The 19,830-nt window shown below is 50.7% G+C and carries 13 protein-coding genes and 1 pseudogene; 4 read left to right on the top strand and 10 right to left on the bottom strand.

Going from position 1 to position 19,830, the window contains the following annotated elements:
- Positions 1–7: 7 nt before the first annotated feature.
- From PJDR2_RS16575 to PJDR2_RS16585, 3 genes are all read left to right on the top strand, one after another.
- The gene (locus PJDR2_RS16575; protein WP_015844864.1) at positions 8–8,299 is read left to right on the top strand and encodes a GH36-type glycosyl hydrolase domain-containing protein; all 8,292 of its coding nucleotides are present in this window, start codon (positions 8–10) and stop codon (positions 8,297–8,299) included.
- A gap of 118 nt (positions 8,300–8,417) precedes the next feature.
- The gene (locus PJDR2_RS16580; RefSeq protein WP_015844865.1) at positions 8,418–8,621 is read left to right on the top strand and encodes a hypothetical protein; all 204 of its coding nucleotides are present in this window, start codon (positions 8,418–8,420) and stop codon (positions 8,619–8,621) included.
- A gap of 40 nt (positions 8,622–8,661) precedes the next feature.
- Positions 8,662–9,015 (top strand): hypothetical protein, encoded by a 354-nt coding sequence (locus PJDR2_RS16585; RefSeq protein WP_015844866.1) that lies wholly within the window; start codon positions 8,662–8,664, stop codon positions 9,013–9,015.
- Between the two features lie 924 nt (positions 9,016–9,939).
- Here the strand turns inward: PJDR2_RS16585 and PJDR2_RS16590 are convergent.
- The 4 genes and pseudogenes from PJDR2_RS16590 to PJDR2_RS16600 all read right to left on the bottom strand — a co-directional run bounded on the left by PJDR2_RS16590 (position 9,940) and on the right by PJDR2_RS16600 (position 13,468).
- A complete protein-coding gene (locus tag PJDR2_RS16590; protein ID WP_015844867.1) occupies positions 9,940–10,962 on the bottom strand; it encodes an LLM class flavin-dependent oxidoreductase in 1,023 nt (340 codons plus the stop codon).
- 2 nt (positions 10,963–10,964) lie between these two features.
- Positions 10,965–11,444, bottom strand: coding sequence for a MarR family winged helix-turn-helix transcriptional regulator (locus PJDR2_RS16595; RefSeq protein ID WP_015844868.1), 480 nt, complete (start codon positions 11,442–11,444; stop codon positions 10,965–10,967).
- Positions 11,445–11,603: 159 nt separating this feature from the next.
- Positions 11,604–11,926, bottom strand: a pseudogene (locus PJDR2_RS32510) (MerR family DNA-binding transcriptional regulator).
- Between the two features lie 138 nt (positions 11,927–12,064).
- Complete coding sequence (locus tag PJDR2_RS16600) at positions 12,065–13,468, bottom strand: MFS transporter (protein ID WP_015844869.1); 1,404 nt, start codon at positions 13,466–13,468, stop codon at positions 12,065–12,067.
- A gap of 138 nt (positions 13,469–13,606) precedes the next feature.
- On the opposite strand from PJDR2_RS16600, the gene PJDR2_RS16605 reads away from it, so the two are divergent.
- Positions 13,607–14,497 carry a LysR family transcriptional regulator gene (locus PJDR2_RS16605; protein WP_015844870.1) on the top strand — a complete coding sequence of 297 codons (891 nt, stop codon included), beginning with the start codon at positions 13,607–13,609 and terminating at the stop codon, positions 14,495–14,497.
- A gap of 68 nt (positions 14,498–14,565) precedes the next feature.
- Here PJDR2_RS16605 and PJDR2_RS16610 read toward each other — a convergent pair whose 3' ends face one another.
- The 6 genes from PJDR2_RS16610 to PJDR2_RS16635 form a co-directional block, all read right to left on the bottom strand.
- On the bottom strand, positions 14,566–15,450 hold the full coding sequence (locus PJDR2_RS16610) for a tetratricopeptide repeat protein (protein WP_015844871.1): 885 nt from the start codon (positions 15,448–15,450) through the stop codon (positions 14,566–14,568).
- Positions 15,451–15,474: 24 nt separating this feature from the next.
- Positions 15,475–16,431, bottom strand: a complete 957-nt coding sequence (locus PJDR2_RS16615) for an ATP-binding protein (RefSeq protein ID WP_015844872.1) — start codon at positions 16,429–16,431, stop codon at positions 15,475–15,477.
- 45 nt (positions 16,432–16,476) lie between these two features.
- Entirely contained in the window at positions 16,477–17,577 is a 1,101-nt protein-coding gene (locus PJDR2_RS16620; RefSeq protein ID WP_041613487.1) for a threonine aldolase family protein, read from the bottom strand.
- Complete coding sequence (locus PJDR2_RS16625; protein WP_265525055.1) at positions 17,565–18,287, bottom strand: SDR family oxidoreductase; 723 nt, start codon at positions 18,285–18,287, stop codon at positions 17,565–17,567. Before PJDR2_RS16625 ends, PJDR2_RS16620 begins: the two co-directional genes overlap by 13 nt.
- Positions 18,288–18,448: 161 nt before the next feature.
- Positions 18,449–18,988 (bottom strand): hypothetical protein, encoded by a 540-nt coding sequence (locus tag PJDR2_RS16630; protein ID WP_015844875.1) that lies wholly within the window; start codon positions 18,986–18,988, stop codon positions 18,449–18,451.
- A 299-nt stretch (positions 18,989–19,287) separates the two neighbouring features.
- Positions 19,288–19,800, bottom strand: a complete 513-nt coding sequence (locus PJDR2_RS16635; protein WP_015844876.1) for an acyl-CoA thioesterase — start codon at positions 19,798–19,800, stop codon at positions 19,288–19,290.
- Between the last annotated feature and the right edge of the window lie 30 nt (positions 19,801–19,830).

The following is a 19,830-nucleotide window of genomic DNA, read 5'->3' on the forward strand; positions in this document are numbered from 1 at the left end:
ACCATTCATGTCTACCACAAATGAACAACTCAGAGAGCGCGCGCACGAGCTGGCGCTTCAGCAACAGATCAAGTCCGCGGCCGGCCGGTCAGGTTATATAAAAAGACAAGTCGAAACCGACATCGCTAGAATCCGAGCTTTCGTCGCTTTGCTGCAGGATGCGCCAGTCGGCTGCGGTCAGCAAGCCGAAGAATGGCTGCTAGACAATGCGGAGTTCATCGAGGAACAAGTGCTGAACCTGAAGATGCATTTGTCCGAGTCAGTGCTTATCCATCTGCCCCGACTGCGTGGAGAAGAACGATTGCGTATCCACGCGCTTTGTTTGGCATATCTGGAACAAGTGGAAGGCATCCTGGACGAGAGGACGCTGCTGGCTTTCCTTGGCGCTTATCAGGAAATATCCGTACTGACGCTGGCCGAGACCCGGTTGATTCCGATCATGCTCAAAGTCTCTCTTATCGGGAAGATCGCTGAAACCATGGCATTGGTCCGGGACAGGCGGGAAGTATGCAGTCAGGTTGAGCAGCTGTTAAAGCAGATAGAACCGGCCAGACTAAGCACCGAAACGATCGGTACGGCATTGGAGCAAGCAGGTCAGATCCCGCCGTTGTCCGGTCCATGGGCCGCGCATCTCATAAGCCATCTGCGGGAATGGTCGGGCGATTCGGCTGCCGTACGCGAATGGCTCGTTTGTACGTACGAGAACGGCTCGGACGATCTTGATCGAATCGTCACGTACGAAGCCAGGCTCCAAGTCTCTTATCAGATAAAAGCGGGCAACCTCATTACGAGCCTGCGCAGCAACGAACGAAGGAACTGGGAGGAACTGTTCGAGGCGATTAGTCTGCTCGATCGCACCATGCGCGAGGATGTGACGGGTCTTTACCCTCGCCTGGATACATCAAGCAGGAATGGAATCTTAAATCGGATCGAGGAAGTGGCAAGACGACTTCGGGTACCGGAAAGTCTCGTCGCTTCGCAATCGCTCGCGCTTGCAAAGCATGCCTATGAACGCGGCTCCGTGATTCCGGTACATATAGAGAACAAAGCTACGGAACAAGAGCATGCGCAGGAAGAGTTAACGCGCCAAGCTTTTGCTGCCTATTACGTCTTTGAGCCGGCAGGTATAAAAAGCCTGGTTCAAGCGTTGAATAAGTGCAGCAAGCCGCGAACGATGCCGCTCAAAGGCTTAGTCAAAAGCGCGCCCATGAACTATTTCTCTTCTCTGCTGGCCCTGTTCATGCTGCTGCTGGTTGTCGTGGCGGCTTGGGTCGTCGATTGGAATACCATAACGACCGCCGGCATTGCGGCGGTATTCCTTGCTCTTCTGTTCCCGGTAAGCGAGTGGGTGATGACTGGCCTAAACTTTGGGATTGAGCGAATCTGCCGGGCCAAACCGCTGCTCCGGTTCGACTATTCGAGCGGGATTGCGGCGGAAGCTGCGACAATGGTCGTCATACCGGCTATATGGTCAACGGTCCAAGAAGTGGAGGAGCTTGCCGATCGGCTCGAGGTCCATTACTTAGGCAATCGGGACCCGAATATTCATTACGCGTTGCTCGGCGATTTCACCGATGCGAAAGAAGAAAACCTTCCTTCGGACGAGATTCTTGTCGCCGCGGTCAAAGCCCGCATCGACCGCTTGAACCGTATGTACGGGGACAGCGGCACAACCTTCCATTACTACCAACGAGCCAGACATTGGAATCCCGGCGAAGGCACGTTCATGGGCTGGGAGCGAAAACGGGGAAAGCTGGTCGAGTTCGTGAACTTGTTACGCGGCAGCGAAGATACCAGCTATGCGGTAACGCACGGCGACCGTAAGGTCCTGCCCGGTATTCGCTATATCATTACTTTGGATGCCGACACTCAGCTTCCGATCGGAAGCGCGCAGCGGCTGATCGGTACGCTGCATTTCCCTTACAACCGACCTCGCTTAAACAAGGCGGGCACAAGGGTAGTGGAAGGGTATGGCGTCCTGCAGCCCCGTATCGGCACCAGCCACGATTCGGCCATGCGTTCTCGGCTTGCTCATTTCTGGTCCGATCCGGGCATCGATCCTTATGCCTTTACGGTCTCCGATCCGTTCCAGGACGCGTTTGGTACCGGCATCTTTACGGGTAAAGGAATTTTTGACGTCAACGTATTCGCTCAATTGCTTGGCGAGCGCATTCCGGACAATACCGTGCTTAGCCATGATTTGCTTGAAGGCGGATTTCTGCGGGCGGCGCTCGTGTCCGACATTGAGTTAATCGAAGAGCACCCGTCCACTTTTCTATCTTTTCAAAAACGGATGCATCGATGGGTTCGAGGAGACTGGCAGCTCCTGTGCTGGCTCCGCACCAAGCTTTGCGACCGGCGCGGAGAGCTGCAACCGATCGATCTGTCTCTGCTCACGCGGTGGCAGATTATCGACAACCTGCGGCGCAGCTTGCTGCCTATCGCGATGCTCGTGCTGTTTGGGTTGGCCGTGACCGTTTTGCCCGGCTATCCGGCACGCTGGCTTGCGTTCTTGTTCCTCACTCTGCTGCTGCCCTTAATCAGGCAGCTAGCCATCATGAATTCGGCAGGTACGCATTCAAAGCATGTGCTGTCGACACTGGTAATGGCCGGCATCGGATTCTGGACGCTTCCGTTTCAGACGGCCGTGTTGTTGGACGCCATCGTCAAGACGCTATACCGCATGGCCGTCAGCAAGCGCGGGATGCTGGAATGGACCAGCTTCTCGCAGACGGAACGAAGCCAAGCCGAGGCACGGCGCCGCATGATTCTTGGCGGCAGGGGGGGCTACTTGTTAATCTTGCTATTCGCGGCCGCGGTTGTCCTGCAGCCTAGCATCCCGCTTCTGTTGTTCGGACTGGCCCTTTGCCTCTTCTGGGCGCTTGCTCCGGTTGCCGTGCGCTGGCTTGATCAACCCGTTCTCAAAGCGGAGCGGCCGCTTGAAGCCGCTGACGCGGAGCAGTTGCGCACCTTGGCGAAAGAAATTTGGCAGTTCTACGAGGACTATGCGGGGAAAGAGGATCACTATCTTCCGCCTGACAACGTGCAAATCGAGCCCCCGAACGGCGTTGCTCACCGAACGTCGCCAACCAATATCGGGTTTCTGCTGACGGCGGCCCTAGCCGCGAGAGAGTTGGAATTCATCACAACGCCGATGCTGGTGGAACGGCTCGAGCGAACGGTCGGCGTGATCGAACGGATGGAGAAGTGGAACGGCCATTTGTACAATTGGTACGACACTTCAACGCTGGAGCTGCTTCGTCCGTCTTATGTCTCGACGGTGGATTCCGGCAACTTCGTGGCCAGTCTGATGACGGTCAAGCAAGGTCTGATTCGCTGGCTTCAGACGGACGGATGGGGCAAAGGTTCCCGGCGGCGCGGGCAAGCTCCATTAGCGGCCGTTGGCACGGAGTTTGCCATCGAACTGGATCGCATTCATCCGGAGGAAATGTACGAAGCGCGACGAGAATCCAATGTGAAGCAAGATGAGCCGATGCATGCAACGACCGGTTGGATTGGTCAGGGTTATGAGCTTGTCGACCGCTTGGAACGGCTGATCGTCTCAACCGATTTCCGACAGCTCTATGACAACAAGGCAAAGCTGTTTGTGCTCGGCTACCATGCCGATTCGGGTCAACGGGAAACGATACTCTACGACTTGCTCGCATCGGAAGCAAGGCAAACAAGCTTCGTTGCCATTGCGCTCGGTCAAATTTCGGTCTCCCATTGGATGGCGCTTGGCCGCACGGCCAAGCAGCAAGGCGGGCACGCGACCTTGATCTCTTGGTCCGGCACGATGTTTGAATACATGATGCCTTGGCTGATTATGCGAACCTATCCGGGCACGGTCTGGGACAGTACCTACCGCGGGGTCGTGCGGCGTCAGATCGCATACGCCACGGGACGCAACGTGCCTTTTGGCATCTCGGAATCAGGCTATTATGCGTACGACTATCAGCTGAATTACCAATATCGCGCCTTTGGCGTGCCAGGGCTGGGGTATAAGCGCGGGCTTGAGGAAGACACGGTCATCGCGCCTTATGCCACGATCATGGCGCTTCCGTTCGCGCTGCGCGAAGGCCTTCAAAATTTGGAGCGTTTGGATCAGCTCGGAGGGCGAGGACAATACGGCTATTACGAGGCGGTCGATTTCACCGCTCAGCGTATGCCGCAGGGAGAAACCTACAAGATTATCCGCAGTTTCATGGCGCATCACCAAGGCATGAGCCTGCTTACGCTGGCCAACATGCTGGTGCCGTCGTGCATGATCAACTATTTTCATTCGGATAAACGCGTTCAGGCCGCCGAGCTGCTGCTGATCGAGCGGATTCCGCAGAAGGCGGCGCTTCTCAATCGGGAGCTGCCCGGCAGGTCGCGAAGCGGTGGCGAAACCAAGTTGCCGCAGAACGAACCGCTGCGCGAATTCGCGGAGGTGCCCGCGCCTTTGCCTGAGGCGAACGTGCATGGGAACGGTTCGTTAACGACGGTCCTGACGGAAACCGGCAGCGGCTTCATCCGATATAACGGACTGGATTTGACCCGCTGGCGGGAAGATCCGGTGATGGATCCTTGGGGCAGCTTCATCTATATTCGGGACGTGGAGAAAAGTGTCTGCTGGTCCCCGACCTATTTGCCATGCCGCAAGCAGGCGGATCGGGCGAGCGTTCAGTTTCGCAAGGAACGGACAACGTTTCTCCGCGAGGATGACGGGCTGCAGACGAAGCTCGAGGTGACCGTATCGACCGAGCATAATGCGGAGCTGCGCCGGTTGACGTTGACCAACGCGACGCAGGAGGCCCGAATTGTCGAAATAACGACGTACATGGAATTAGCCATGGCCGCGCACAACGCGGACAAGGCTCATCCCTCCTTTACCAAGCTTTTCGTTCAAACGGAGTTTGCTTCGGAGGAGCAGTGCCTGCTAGCCCGCAAACGCCCTCGCAATGATGACGAGAAAGCTCTATGGGCTTTTCACACGCTGCGAGTTGACGAGGATCAAGGAGCAGCAGAATTCGAGACGGACCGCGCAGCCTTTATCGGCAGAGGGCATACGCTTGCCAATCCGCGCGGACTGGCAGCCCGGCTAGGCGGCACCTTCGGTGCCGTTGCCGATCCGGCTTTTATCATGCGTAAGCGAGTGCATGTTGAACCTGGCAAGCAGATCAGCCTGACAGCCGTAACCGGAGCAGCCGAGAGCAAAAAACAGGCGCTTGAAATCGTTTCGCAGCTGTCGTCCGCCTCGCAGGCAGAACGTACCTTCCAAATGGCATGGACGCGAAGCCAAATCGATCTGCAGCATTTACGCATCGGCGAACAGGAGGCGTCCGCTTACCAGCTGCTGGCCGGTCGGGTCCTGTTCGCATCTCCGCTTCGTCCAGAGCAGGAGGCAAGCATCTCCGCGAATACGAAAGGGCAGCCTGGCTTGTGGGCGCATGGCGTCTCCGGCGACAGGCCGATCATATTGGTGAGCGTGGCCGAAACGTCGAGCCTGCCGTTCATGAATAAACTCCTGGTCGGTTATGAATATTTGCGCCGGAAGGGGTTGAGCTTCGATCTCGTAATTTGGAACGAGTCCTCCGGCGGTTATCAGCAGGAGCTTCGCGATTCGCTGCAGCGGATGATCGAGCAGCACGTCCATAACCTTAACAATGGCGCCGGCGTTCATATCGTCGCGGCAACCGAGCAATCCCAAGAGGACAAGAATCTGTTGTTCGCCGCGGCGCGGCTGCTGCTGCATGCGGAAGGACCAAGTCTGAGAGCCCAGCTCCTGCCTCGCGAGTCGGGAAGCACCGGGCAGTTACCCGAGCTGGTGCCGACTTCGCCGCAGAACCTTTATTCCGACAAGCCATCGCGGGACGAAGGCGCGGGTCTGTTCTTTAACGGATACGGAGGCTTCTCGACGGGTGGTGACGAGTACCGGATCGTGCTTCGCAACGGACAGCATCTGCCCGCTCCTTGGATCAACGTAATTGCAAACCAGAATTTCGGCTTCCTGGCTTCGGAGCTGTACACCGGGCAGACCTGGTGGAGCAACAGCCGTGAATGCAAGCTAACGCCATGGTCCAACGATCCCGCCCTGGATCCGCCTGGCGAAGCTGTTTATATACGGGATGAATCGAGCGGTGAATATTGGGGGATGACGCCATCCCGGAAAGCGGAATCCAAGACGGTGCATACCGTGTCGCATGGACAAGGCTACTCGCGCTACGAGCATGAGCGTCATGGTCTATCGCATGAGATGACGGTATTTGTCCCTCTGGACGATCCCGTCAAGATCATCCGGCTGCGCTTGACGAATGAAACGAGCGACGTACGGAAGCTGTCCGTGACGTACTACGCCGAGTGGGTGATTGGCGTGAATCGCGAAGAGAACGCCTCCCATATCGTTACGGAATGGGATTCAGAACATCAGATGCTGCTTGCTCGAAACACCTATCAGGACACGTTCCGTAAAGCGACGCCATTCCTTGCCATGCATCCGCGAACATTAGAGTCCGGCCCGTCCTGGACGGGAAGCCGGCTGTCATTCATCGGACGGGAAGGTGACTTGGAAGATCCAGCCGCAATGCGCAAAGTGCGTCTTTCGGAAGAGACGGGACCGGTCCATGATGCCTGCGGAGCGATTCAGGGCATCGTATCGCTCGAACCCGGCGAGGATGGCGTCGTCTATATCCTGCTCGGCTGCGGCGATTCCCGAGATGCCGCGACCCAGCTGGCCCGAAAGTACAGCGAAGCGGACGCCTGCGAAAAGGCTTATCGGGATGCGCGCGCCTTCTGGAAAGACATAAACGGCACGATCCAGGTTGCTACGCCTTCGGCCGAAATGGATATTATGCTGAACAACTGGCTGCTCTATCAGTCGTTGTCCTGTCGGATGTGGGCACGCACGGCATTTTATCAATCGGGAGGCGCCTTCGGATTCCGGGATCAGCTTCAGGATTCGTTGTCCATGCTGCATGTCCGGCCGGAAATGACAAGGGCGCAGATCATTCGCCATGCTTCGCACCAGTACCGCGAAGGGGACGTCCAGCATTGGTGGCACGAGGAGACGCACCGCGGTATCCGCACGAGATTTTCGGACGATCTGCTCTGGCTGCCATATGCCGTTATCCGTTATTTGGAGCAAACGGAGGATGAGAGCTTATTAACGGAAACGGCTCCTTTCCTGCAGAGTGAGCTTCTGAAGGAAGACGAGCACGAACGTTACGAAGAGACGGTTCTGTCGGAGGAGAACGGGACGATACTCGAACACTGCTTCCGCGCGATTGATCGGGCGCTTCGCTTCGGCGAACACGGATTGCCGCTCATGGGAATCGGTGATTGGAACGACGGTATGAGCAATATCGGTCCGCAAGGGCGCGGCGAGAGCGTGTGGCTGGGCTGGTTCCTTGGCGAAGTTCTGAGCGGCATTGCCGAAATCTGCGAGCGGTATGGCAAGCGAAGTCGCGCGGAGCGTTACCTGAGCGCGAGAAGCAAGCTGGAGAATGACATGCAGGAAGCTTGGGACGGAAATTGGTACCGACGCGCGTTCACCGACTCCGGAGAATGGCTCGGATCCGTCCGCAATGCGGAATGCCGCATTGACGCTATTGCCCAATCCTGGTCGGTCATATCCGGTATGGCGCCGAAGGAACGCGCGCAGCAGGCGATGCACTCCTTCGACAGGGAGCTGGTCGATAGACATCTTGCCGTCGCGCATATTTTGACGCCTCCATTTGACAAGACAAAGCCTAGCCCGGGCTATATCCAAGCCTATCCGCCAGGCATTCGAGAGAATGGAGGACAATATACGCATGGTGTCATCTGGAGCATTGTAGCGTGGAGCATACTCGGGGATGGGGACAAGGCTTTCGAGTTATTCCATATGTTCAACCCGATCACGCACACAAAGTCCTCATTTGACGCCCGCACTTATGTCGGGGAACCTTACGCCATGGCGGCTGACGTCTATACGGAACATCCGCATCGCGGACATGCGGGTTGGACGTGGTACACCGGCGCTGCTGGCTGGATGTACCAAGCGGGAATCGAGTGGATATTAGGGCTAAAGAAAAGGGGACAAAAGCTTCTGATCCAACCTTGCATCCCCGCGGAATGGCCGGAATTTACCGTTACGTATACGTACAAGAGCACGGCCTATCGAATCATCGTCCGCAATCCGTCGCGCAAATCCGGCGGCTGCACGGCATTAAGGATCGATGGTAAAGAGACCGAGCTCAGCATGAATCTAATGGGCGAAAGTCCGTTTATCACGCTGGAGGACGACCTATTGGAGCATGTGGTCGAACTGACTTTATAGCTCGTTTGCAGGGATCGTGTAGATACCTGCATTCACATCGTTTGATGTACCGAAAAGGCCGCATACATGCGGCCTTTTCAAGTTCTTGTCTCTTTGCGGGAGAGGGGGTCGTGCCGGTATGAACAAAATCGAAATTCAAGATCCGAAGGTAGCCAGTAAGATCATCGCCGCGAACGCGGAAAACGACAAGCGCAAAGCGGAGCTCGGCTTTCTAGGCAAATTCTTTGGTTCAGGCGAGAACGTACGCCTGTATATCGTCGGTACGATTACGCTCGGTGTGCTTCTCATCGCTCTGGTCTATACTCTGATCCCCGACCAATAGACTTTCATATACTGTCTAATTAATGAAAGAGAGTGTGAGTATGATCCGTAAATATACGACTGGACCTCTGAATAATTTAACGGAGAAAGATAAGATTGTATCCAAAGATATTGTTGTAAACTCGTTAAATCAGAATCAACATGAGAAGGCTAGAGTGACAATCAAAGTGTATTCATTAAACGGTAAGAAGAAATTAATACACAATGTTTCGTTTATTGTGAAACCGCACGCATCCACATATAATAGTTTTTTTGTAGGAAATGCTAAGCAGTATGAAGTTCAATTTATTACCAATCAATCAAAAGTTCAATTTGCATCGTTTGGGATTAGTCCGAAAGATCATTTTGTTGCAGCACATCGAGTAATCAACAGTGAATTAACTAGAATTTTATGAGGATGGATAGACAAGAAAAGCTTGATAATACCAAATGCACAAAGTTCCGGATCCCGACTTACGTAAACGGAAACGAGACAGGGTTATAAATCGAAACTTGCGCAGGTTCCAGAGTCTACAACAATTTCAAATACTACATATACAAATTGGGACAAGCCGTACTCTGGAGATTATCAGGCTTATAAATATACTGCTACATCAGCTAATTGGGTACATGCAGAAGTGAATTTTAAATACAATAGTACACAAAGAACAAATATGCTTGATACAGATTATTTCCCAACAATTGAGATTAAAACTCGGGTAAAGTTCCATTATAAATAAAAAGAATGAAATGTAATTTGGCACGAGGAGAAAGCATAAATGTTTGTATAGGTGGAGTAGTAATAAGCGAACGGCTGCAGGCTTTAGGTCAAGTTATAGACATATGTATAAAATACGGGTTTTGTGAAAAAGTTATTAAGGTAAAATCGGGCCACCAAAGGATTTCTTTGATTTCTACCCGATTTGCTGTTAACTTGCTTATTTTGTTATTTACGCTTTTGTATCTCTTATTTCTCTATTTAGTCTTTTTTTTATCTCTTTGTTCGTGATCTTTAGATTTTGATCTTAGATTTCTTGATCTCTAAGTTTGATCTTTAGAGTTTTGATCTTAGATTTAGATTTTGATCTTAGATTTTTAGATCTTGATCTCTAGATCAGTTTGATTTGATTATTTAAATTTGCTGCTTAAAATCCAACTGGATATAATTTTTGCTGATCATCAATGTCATTTACAGATTTCCATGAACTTAAATGCGTATTCCGCGTTTACGCACAAAAAAACCAGGCTAAATCATCATTCTGATTCAGCCTGGTTTTTATCAATGAAAGCGTTTACAAGTTTTTTCTTTTTTTATAGCAATTCTCTATTAACTTACTTCATCATTCACGAACTCTTGGAGCAACTTCGGTTCCCAGCAGCTCAATAGCTTTCATAACATCCTCATGCGGCATAGTACCTACCGGCAGATGAAGGAAGAATCGCGTAAAGCCTAGCTGTTTGCGCATAAACAGGATTTTGTTAGCCACGGTCTCCGAATCGCCAACGAATAAAGCACCTTCCAAAGTGCGTGATGCATCGAATTGCGAGCGTGTGTATTGACCCCAGCCGCGTTCTCTGCCGAAATAATTAAAGGATGCCTGCGTAGGAGGAAAATACTTATCAACCGCCAGCGAGTTGCTCTCTGCAACGTATCCGAGAGAATGTACGGCGATCTTTAACTTCGATACATCATGACCGGCGCGGGCAGCTGCTTTCTTGTACAGGGGTACCAGTGGAGCAAAGTTCAGAGGGCTGCCGCCGATAATAGCTAATACAAGCGGCAATCCAAGCTGACCTGCGCGGATGACCGAATCCGGGTTGCCTCCACTGCCCAGCCATACTGGCAATTGGTTTTGAACGGGCCGCGGATACACGCCTAAGTTATTAAAAGCCGGTCGGAATCCGCCTTTCCAGGTTACTTTTTCCGATTCCCGAAGCTTTAATAAGAGCTCCAGCTTTTCTTCGAACAAGCTATCATAGTCTTTTAAGTCATATCCAAACAAAGGAAATGCATCGACCATAGAACCTCGCCCTGCGATAATCTCTGCGCGCCCATTCGATATGCCGTCAAGCGTCGCGAATTGCTGGAACAAACGAACTGGATCCGCAGCAGAGAGCACCGTCACTGAGCTGGTCAGCCGGATTTTTTTCGTCATTGGCGCGGCCGCAGCCAGAATAACGGCAGTAGCGGAATCCGCAAATTCTTTGCGATGATGCTCGCCAACGCCAAATATATCAAGCCCGACTTTATCAGCCAGAACAATTTCTTCTACAACCTGGCGCAAACGCTCTCCATGGCTGATCGTCTCGCCGGTTACGACATCCGGTGTTGTCTCGACGAATGTATCTACACCTATTTCCATGCTTAGTCCTCCTGCTTGTGATTATCTTTGTTTTCACGATTTTTGATACCGTAACCGATCTTTTTCATAACATTTATAAGCTCGAACTTCTCCTCGTCCGTCGCGAAAGTCAGCTGATCCGAGATAAATTGAGCATGCTTCGGGAAAATATTATCAAAGCTGCTTCGTCCAGCAGCCGTTAGTGACACATTCGTTTTTCTACGGTCTCCCGGGATAGGAATCCGTTCCACCAATCCCTTTTTTTCAAGCTTGTCCACCACGTAGGTGATACTCCCGCTTGGTATAGTAAAGGTATCGCTAATCTTTTGGATTGGCTGTGCACCTCTATTATAAAGAAGCTCTAGAATTCGAAAGTTCTCCGTACTAAGGCCATAGCTGTCAATGTCTCGCTCTAGGCTCCTATACAACTCATTTACCATGTTTCTCAATACGCGAATTAGCTTTAAATCAAGCTCTACCCCTTCAGCATCGCGTTCAGTCAAGCTTCATCCTCCTATCAAGGTTTAACCTCGCCTAATATCCTAACATTAGTTATTCTAATCTTAGGATATTTAATTGTCAATCTTAACAGCAAGCAAATCAACCCTAACATCAGACAAAAAAACCGGACCAACCCCTATTGGGAATTGATCCGATTCATTTTAATGATCGCTTTGTGCTTGATAGGCCTCCGCTGCAGCCGCCAAATAATAGGCCAGCCCGGTTTGTTGATTCTCCAGCATGCTTAAATGGAAATCATCCTGGAGAAAAAACTTCGTTTGTGCGGCAAAATCCACGGATGAAAGTTTATGTCCGTGCCTCTTTAGGAAATCTAGATGATTGTTGATAAAATCAGTTACTTTCGCATCGTTATCCCGGCTTCGCTGATTTCACTTGGCATAAGCAGACCGATCTTATGATAATGATGCAGAGTTTTGATGGTCACATGAGCCAGCTCGGAGACCTCTTTCACGGAAAATAACATGCGGCAACCTCCTAATTCCCTTTCTTTCGGAACGGCCGTTCACATAATGAAGTTTATAGTCTCCCCTAAGAGGAGAGTCAATGCTTTATTTTCAAATAAAAAACGAACCGCTTCCTCTAGAATCGATTCGTCTATTCTTTATCGCTGATTACTCAGCATTTGCCCAGTTGTATTCGTCTTTTTCCTGCTGACATATACACTACGATACAGAAGAAGCAAAACAATATGGATAAGAGCCAGAATAAGGTATAGATTGCTGAATACATAGGAAGCTGCGTTTGAATGCCACGGGATCCAACTCGACCGAGCGCCGTGATCCATCACTTTGCCGTAAATCCCCGTAGAGACCGCACCGGAAAGGAAATTACACAACGTTAGCAGCCCCATTCCAACCCCAATCTGATCCCGGGGAATGCTGCGCGAGATTGTGTTGGAAAGTACGATTTGCATAAACATCTGACCAACATTGCCAAGAGTGAAAATCAAGCCAATCAGAACGGCCGGACTTCCTACAAATAGCGATAACAGTAGAAAACAGCTGAATAATAATAACGACGCCGTGTGATACACGAAGGAATTGCCTTTGGAATCCGCTAACTTCCCTACTTTTCGACCTAAATAAGCGGACAAGCATGCTCCGGGAACCATGACGAAACCAATTATGCCTGGCTCCAACCGATTGATATCCGACAACAATTGAGGCGTAAGAAACGGCAATGCATAACTGATGCTCATCACAATCGCAGCAATCATTAATCCCATTAAATAGATGCGGTCCCTCATAAGCGCCCTGGAGATAAAGGGATCAGCAGCTGCACGTATACGCCACAAGAACCCGATAAGCATCAATGCACTGCCGGCGCCCAGCCACAAGTTCCCTTGCGTAATGGCAAGCAGTAATAGAGCTACCGTCCCCGTAAGAAGTCCTCCTCCAAGCCAATCAATAGTTCCGCCTTCTTTTATATCCGAGCTCAAATGCTTACGGTAGAATGGCAAAGTGATCAGAATCAGCAATGGAATCGCAAACAGCCATCTCCAATGGACAACTGACACCAAGAGTGATGAGACAATAGGTCCAATCGCATTGCCAAGCGCTAATCCGGTAACTGAAATTCCCAGGGCATGCCCTCTTCTTTCCGGTGGAAAATAGCGGACTGGTATTAACATGGCTAGTGCCGGTATAACGGATGCGCCAACCGCTTGCAGAATTCTTGCCATTAGTACAAAAGGAAACGACCCCGCAAGCAGACCTAGCAAAGAACCTGAAGCAAATACGAGGAGTCCAAAGGTAATCAGATTTTTGGCCTGATAACGATCAAGCAGCTTGCCGTAAATAACGGAACCAACTGCGTAGATAAGTAAATAGGCAGTCGACACCCAACTGACTTGAGCAACGGTCAGTTCAAAGTCGGCCCGGATCTCGGGAAGAACAATATTAAACATCGTTGCGCTCATGGAAGATAAAACCAGGGTGAACGCAAGAAGCTTTATAAGCACGTTTCCTATAGCCGGTGGTCTGACATCAGGTTGTTCTGCTGGCATTGTAATTTCCCTCCTGTTTCTCTTTATATTTACCAATATACCCCTCATGATCGATAAATGATAATATATATTATTGTATGTTATTATATACTCGGGTATATGGAAATTAAGAAAGCTAAGGATTGGGAGGTTATCTTTTTGGAACTGCTGCAGCTTCATTATTTTCGTACGGTCGCGAAATACGAGCATATGACTAAAGCGGCCGAAGTGCTTCGTATTGCTCAGCCAGCGCTTAGCAAGACCATCTCGCGTCTAGAAGAAGACGTTGGCGTCCCCTTATTTGACCGCAATAACCGGCAAATCCGGTTAAATCGTTTTGGCAGAGCCTTTCTGCAGCAAGTTGAGATTGCGCTTGGAGCGCTTGACGAAGGACGAAGGGAATTGGCGGATATGATGGGCACGGAGCAAGGAACCATAAGGCTCGCTACCCCAACGCTTAACCGCCTCTCTTCCACCATAAGCGAATTCCGAAAGGAGAATCCGGAAATTATTTTTCGCGTGACCCAGATCCCTCCGGCCTCTTCGAGCGATATGATCGGACTGCTGGAGCGCGGCGATGTAGACCTTTGCTTCATTGCCGCTCCGCTGAATCAATCCTGGATCAAAGAACAAATCATATTGAAGGCGGAAGTGTGCCTTGCCGTACCGATCACTCACCCACTTGCAAGCAAAGATACCATTACCTTGATTGAGACAGCTAATGAGGCATACATCGAATATCATGCGGGGCATCCATTCCGTCAAATTAACGAAGCTTATTGCGAAGCCGCGGGTATCTCCAGAAATATCATATGCGAGGTGGATGAGCCTTCCGCGTTATGGAGTCTTGTTCAAGCGGGGCTTGGCGTTGCCTTTGTGCCGCGAAATACGAATGAACATCCCCATGTTAAGCTGTTGAACATTCAATCGCCGGTCTGTGAACGCGAATTCTCCATCGCCTGGAATGAGAAGCGTTACTTGTCCCGAGCTTCAAGGCAGTACCTGGAATTCTTGAAATCCTACAAGCAACATGATTTAATCGGGAATTGAAAAAACCGGATCGTTCTCCCTTAGAGAATCGATCCGGTTTTGTATCACTTCCACTATATGCTTCTTACTTATGTCCGCCGTCTGCGCCAGCCAAAGATCTTTACGTGAACGATAGCTTTGGTCGACCAATGAGCGATGAGGTGAAGGATAATAAAGACAAGGACCAGGGGCTTGAATAATAACCAACATACCGCCCACATCACAAAAATTTGCCAAGGCTTCATTTTTCGAAATAATTTATTAGGCCACAAACAGATCCGGTAGAGTATATATTGATTCTGAAGCGACTCCAGGTATTCGTCCTGGTACTGCTTCTCGTCCGGATTTAACCGTACCGCGCTTCGCATATAGGTCTCATGCAGCTTATAATCCCCTCGTCTGGCAGCAGACCAAGCTAGGTACATTAACACAATCGGTTCCTCTGCGCCATACCTTAGCGCTTCGCGTTCCGTCTCTCTGGATACGGCATCATTTCCAAGCAGAGCTTCCGTGTAGCTAAGAATGGACAAATACTGCGGATTCTCGGGTTCCAGCTCTAGGGCAATCCCGATTTGTTCCTTCGCTTCCTTGAATTTACCCTTCTTGTTCAACTGATTAGCCTGCAAGTAATAATAATGCGCCTCGTAAGGGTCAATTCGCAGCGCTTCCCTGACCGCTTCATGGAAGGCAGCCTCGTTGCCGGTCTCATAAAACAAGGAAACTCGGACATACCAGCCTAGATGATGCTCGGGATCCCGTTTTAACGCTTCGTCCACCCAATGCCGAGCTTTCTCGTAATCCCCCATTAGTACGCAAATTTGCGCGTATAAAGCGTAGGGATCCGGACTATGAGGATCATCCCTTAAAAGCTTCTCCGTTTCAATCAAGGCTTCCTTATATTTCTTCCAAAACATTAGCTGGTATACGTTCGTGTAGCCTGTATGAGAGGATGGGGTTAATGTCTCTTCTTCCATTACTTAATCCTCCTCCCGAATCGCCTATTTTATCCCATGCTTCTTCGCAAAATCCAGCACAATCTTGTAATCTCCGTTCACGTCGCTAAAGGTAGCGTAGTTTCTGGCTGTCGCAAACCATTCGATCGTTGTCGCCTTCCGCTCCTTCAGTGCTTTCCGAAGATCATCCTGGGTAATCGGCTGAATATCGCCGGTCTCGAAGGTTCTCTCCATTGCCGATGTTACGGCATCATTAACAACCTGCTCAAGATCGGCGCCCGAGAACAGCTTTGTCTCTGCGGCCAGCTTGCCAAGATTCAATGAACTCGCAGGCTTGCCTGCAAGCTTCAGCTGCAGGATGGTAGAACGCTCTTCCTCCTCCGGCGGCGGTACAAACACGAGATGATTGAACCGTCCGGGGCGGCGCAAGGCGGAATCCAGATACCAGGGCGTATTGGTTGCCCCAATAACAAATACCTGGTCGTTGCCGGATTGCAGGCCGTCCAGCTCCGTCAGAAGCTGATTGACGAGCATGCGTTCATGATGCTGTCTCATCTGATGACGGCTTCCGCCCATCGCATCCAGCTCATCGATAAAGATGACGCATGGCTTATTTTCCCGGGCTTTCTGGAACACATCGTGCAGATTATGCTCGCTTTGACCGACATACATCGACAGGATCGCCTGCAGCTCGATATGAATGAAATTCGCGTCAATCTCGCCGGCTACCGCACGGGCAAGGAACGTCTTGCCGCATCCGGGAGGTCCGAACAAGAGAAGGCTGCCGCCGGCTTCTTTGCCATAAGCTTTGAAGATTTCCGGCTGCTGCAGAGGCAAAATAAAGTTCATACGAATCTTCTTCTTCACTTCTTCCAGTCCGCCAACATCCTCGAAGGTTTCCTTCGGCTTATCCGATTCGACCAAGGAATGCTCATCCTTATCGAACTGCATCAGCTTCAGCTTATTTCTTCGTCTTTCCGAAAGTTCATCATAATCCGACATTCTAGGATTCCCTCCTTCACCGCTATATAGAAAATAGTATCATATTCATTTCGCCGTTTGTTTTACTTTCTCGTGAAGCAGCTCGAATGCCTGCTTTAACCGATCCTTCGGAATCGCCGGATAACGGTCTCCCAAGCTTACTTCATAGTAAGAAGCGCCTTCCCCAGCGTCACGGACATTACCCGTAAGACCGATCCCGGACTCTTCATATACGGCGATTAAGATCTTCTCGAAAATTTCTTTCGGCATAGCCGCGTGAACATGAAACATATTCGACACCGGCACCAACGGGCGAGTCGTAATGCCTTCAATCCCGCAATTATACAGACCGGCCAATTCGACGGCAGAACGGTAATACTGCTCCATCTTCGGAAGCCGTTCGTCAAACGCTTGATCCGCATTAAGAATATAAGGATACAGACTGATCAGATCGCCGCCATGGCGCCGTTTCCAGATCTTCGACTGCTTCGTGAACTCTTCCTCTCCGGCAAGAACAGCTCCTGCAATTCCGCCGATGCCTTTGTAAAAGGACACATAAACACTATGAAACAAACTGCATACTTCCGCTGCCGTCTTCCCGTAATAGGGCAAAATCTCATAAAGCCTAGCTCCGTCAAGATGAAGCCTGATGTCTTTGGCGCGGCAGTAGGCCGCAATCGCCTCCAGCTCCTCAAAGGCAGGCAGCTGTCCTCCGATTTCACGCTGGGGCAATTCGAGCAGGAGACAAGCAATGTCTTCATCCATGTTCTTCACATCGTCAAGCGTGATTAACCGGTCTTTATCCGCCAGCAGTATCGGCTCAATATGATGAAGCTCTTTCAGGCCGTCCTGCTCATGAATCTCCAGATGGCATAACGGATGGTAAGCAACCTTGCGGCTGCCCTTCTCCTCGCACCATAGCCGTAGCGCGATTTGTTGAGCCATCGTTCCGCTAGGGAAAAAGACCGCCGAAGGTTTTCCCAGATAAGCGGCTATTTTCGCCTGAAAGTCTTCGATAACTTTTCCGGTGCCGTAAATATCGCTATCAACCTCGCCGTCCAGGTGATCAAAGGTATCCTTAAGTACCTGAACATTGCGTTTTCCATGTCCAACTACCGGGTATTCCGCTGTGTTAAAAGCTTCTAGAAGTGTCTTTACCAATTCAATTTCCTACCTTCATAATCTACATATTCGCATTCCATTTCAGCCGCATCCCTTGTTATTGCCGACTGGATAACCTTCGTAATTCCTGCCGCAGACTGCTCGGGAGTCAATTCAGCCGCTTCATCCAGCTTGCCCTGCATATGCGTCTTCACCCAGCCCGGATGAATGACGAGCACGCGTCCTCCCTGTGGCCTCAGGCCGTTATGTATAAGCTTCGACTGCATGTTAACCGCCGACTTGGACATGCAATACGCATACCAGGCATCACGCCAGCAATCGGTAATGCTGCCTGCTTCCGAGGAAATATTGGCGATTAACTTGGCATCGCTTTGCAGCAGAAGAGGCGTGAACGCTTGGCTCATGCGCAGGCTGCCTAAAGCATTCACGTTAAATACGCTCAACATTTCTTCGTACTGAAGCTCTCCGAGAATGGTATTTCTAATATCTCCCAAGATCGCTGCGTTATTTATAAGAACATCAAGCTTATCCGTCCGGGATCGTACCCAATCATAAGCCTGCTTCACACTTGCATCGCTTGCTACATCCAGCGGGAACACCGTCAGCTGCTCGCCGTATAGCCGCTGCAGCTCTTGCAATCCGGGGCTGTCCGCATATTGTCCCGCGAATACGCGGTTGCCGTCCTCCAGCCATTTGGCGGCAATCGCCATGCCAACACCGCGATCCGCACCTGTCACCAGCAAAGTTCTGATCATCTGCATCCCGTCTCCTCTCCCTGTCTGCTCATGCATAAACCGTACTAAACCGGTCTGAGCAGGTGTTACTTCCTGTAGTATAGCATACAACGCTCCGCATGAAATCGTTTACGCAAGCCGCACAAGGAAAAACCGCTGCCAGGTTAGGCAGCGGTTTTTCCTTACTCTTCAAACTGCTTGTTGTTCTGCTCCAATTCTTCGAGGCTGTTCTCTGCCTCCGCCTCATGGGCAGCAGCAATCTTAAGCCGGTAGAGGTCCCTGTAATTCTGCAGCAGAGTTGCCTCTTGTTCATGAATAAGAGCAGTTAGCTGCTCAATGCGCAAATCAAGAGTCAAGCCATGTTCCAGTATCTCTTCCTCTTCAAGAGGAGGCTCGTAGATTAGGGTCTTGTTGCAGCCGAAGGTTGATTCCGCCCATTCGTTGGCGCCATCCTTGCTGCTATGCTTATAGATTTCCACATACGTATCAAATAGCGCATTAACGGCTTTTCGGCAATCCCAGCCTAAAATAACAAGACCTTCTTTGGCTTTGTTCACCGCACGCATGAGCTGGAAGTCGTTTAATCTTCCGCGCTCGCTTTCTACACGGTCAATCTCCGCGACGAATACTGGATATGCGCGGCAAAATAATGCGGCAGCAGCGAAAAACTCCTCCTGCGGAATGTTGGTGGCATCCTGCTGCGGTTTGGAAGCTTGCTCCATTTTGTCGTCATTCCCCTCATGCCAGACTTCCTTAAGCCGGGTTAAGCATAACCCGATTCTAAAAGTATATGTAACATCGCGGAATGAAGCAAGACCGAGCTGCCATGACTTTACTACCATATTCGTATATAATAGATCAAAGATCGATGTACATAGAAAGCTGGTGCTTAAATGAATGGACGTAAAGCAGTATATATTATCATAGGATTATGCGTGGTTCTAGCCTTATTCGTATACGGCTGTATCCACTATGTAGTAAATGCGCATTCGAGCTGAATGCGCATTTTTTATATCCGCTATTAATCCCACGGATGGGCAACTGTCAAATAATCCGCGAATTTCTTGCTTTCCTCGCGGCGGATCCGCCGCATCTCCGCACGATGCGAAGCCGTCTCATACAGCTTGAATTCCTCTTCGGACTCCGGAATGACCTTGGGCACGGGTACCGGGTGCCTATTCTGATCCAGAGCAACGAAGGTCAGGAAAGAGGTTGCCGCAACGATTCGCTCCCCGGTTAACAGATCTTCTTTAATGACCTTAACAAATACCTCGACAGATGTACGGCCCGTCCAAGTGACAAAAGACTCCAGGCATACGGAATCCGATGGCCGGATCGGCTGCAGAAAGTCAACGGAGTCGGTTGACGCCGTTACGACGGCACGCCGGCAATGCTTGGTCGCGGCAATGGACGCAATATCATCGATATAGGCCATCAGCTTGCCGCCAAATAACGTATTGTGGTTATTCACATCGGTCGGGAAAATTCTGGACGTCTTGTAGCATCTGGATTCGCGGGAAAAACGTTGTTCCATATCAGCCATCCTCTTTCCTTGTTTATTTCA

The organism is Paenibacillus sp. JDR-2 (assembly GCF_000023585.1).
In the GTDB taxonomy this organism is placed as follows: domain Bacteria; phylum Bacillota; class Bacilli; order Paenibacillales; family Paenibacillaceae; genus Pristimantibacillus.

Bases quoted from the DNA above. Each gene is read 5' to 3' on its own strand.
- PJDR2_RS16615 (WP_015844872.1), bottom strand. From the start codon at position 16,431: ATGTCGGATTATGATGAACTTTCGGAAAGACGAAGAAATAAGCTGAAG.
- PJDR2_RS16590 (WP_015844867.1), bottom strand. From the start codon at position 10,962: ATGGAAATAGGTGTAGATACATTCGTCGAGACAACACCGGATGTCGTA.
- PJDR2_RS16625 (WP_265525055.1), bottom strand. From the start codon at position 18,287: ATGATCAGAACTTTGCTGGTGACAGGTGCGGATCGCGGTGTTGGCATG.
- PJDR2_RS16600 (WP_015844869.1), bottom strand. From the start codon at position 13,468: ATGCCAGCAGAACAACCTGATGTCAGACCACCGGCTATAGGAAACGTG.
- PJDR2_RS16575 (WP_015844864.1), top strand. From the start codon at position 8: ATGTCTACCACAAATGAACAACTCAGAGAGCGCGCGCACGAGCTGGCG.
- PJDR2_RS16630 (WP_015844875.1), bottom strand. From the start codon at position 18,988: ATGGAGCAAGCTTCCAAACCGCAGCAGGATGCCACCAACATTCCGCAG.
- PJDR2_RS16585 (WP_015844866.1), top strand. From the start codon at position 8,662: ATGATCCGTAAATATACGACTGGACCTCTGAATAATTTAACGGAGAAA.
- PJDR2_RS16610 (WP_015844871.1), bottom strand. From the start codon at position 15,450: ATGGAAGAAGAGACATTAACCCCATCCTCTCATACAGGCTACACGAAC.
- PJDR2_RS16580 (WP_015844865.1), top strand. From the start codon at position 8,418: ATGAACAAAATCGAAATTCAAGATCCGAAGGTAGCCAGTAAGATCATC.
- PJDR2_RS16635 (WP_015844876.1), bottom strand. From the start codon at position 19,800: ATGGAACAACGTTTTTCCCGCGAATCCAGATGCTACAAGACGTCCAGA.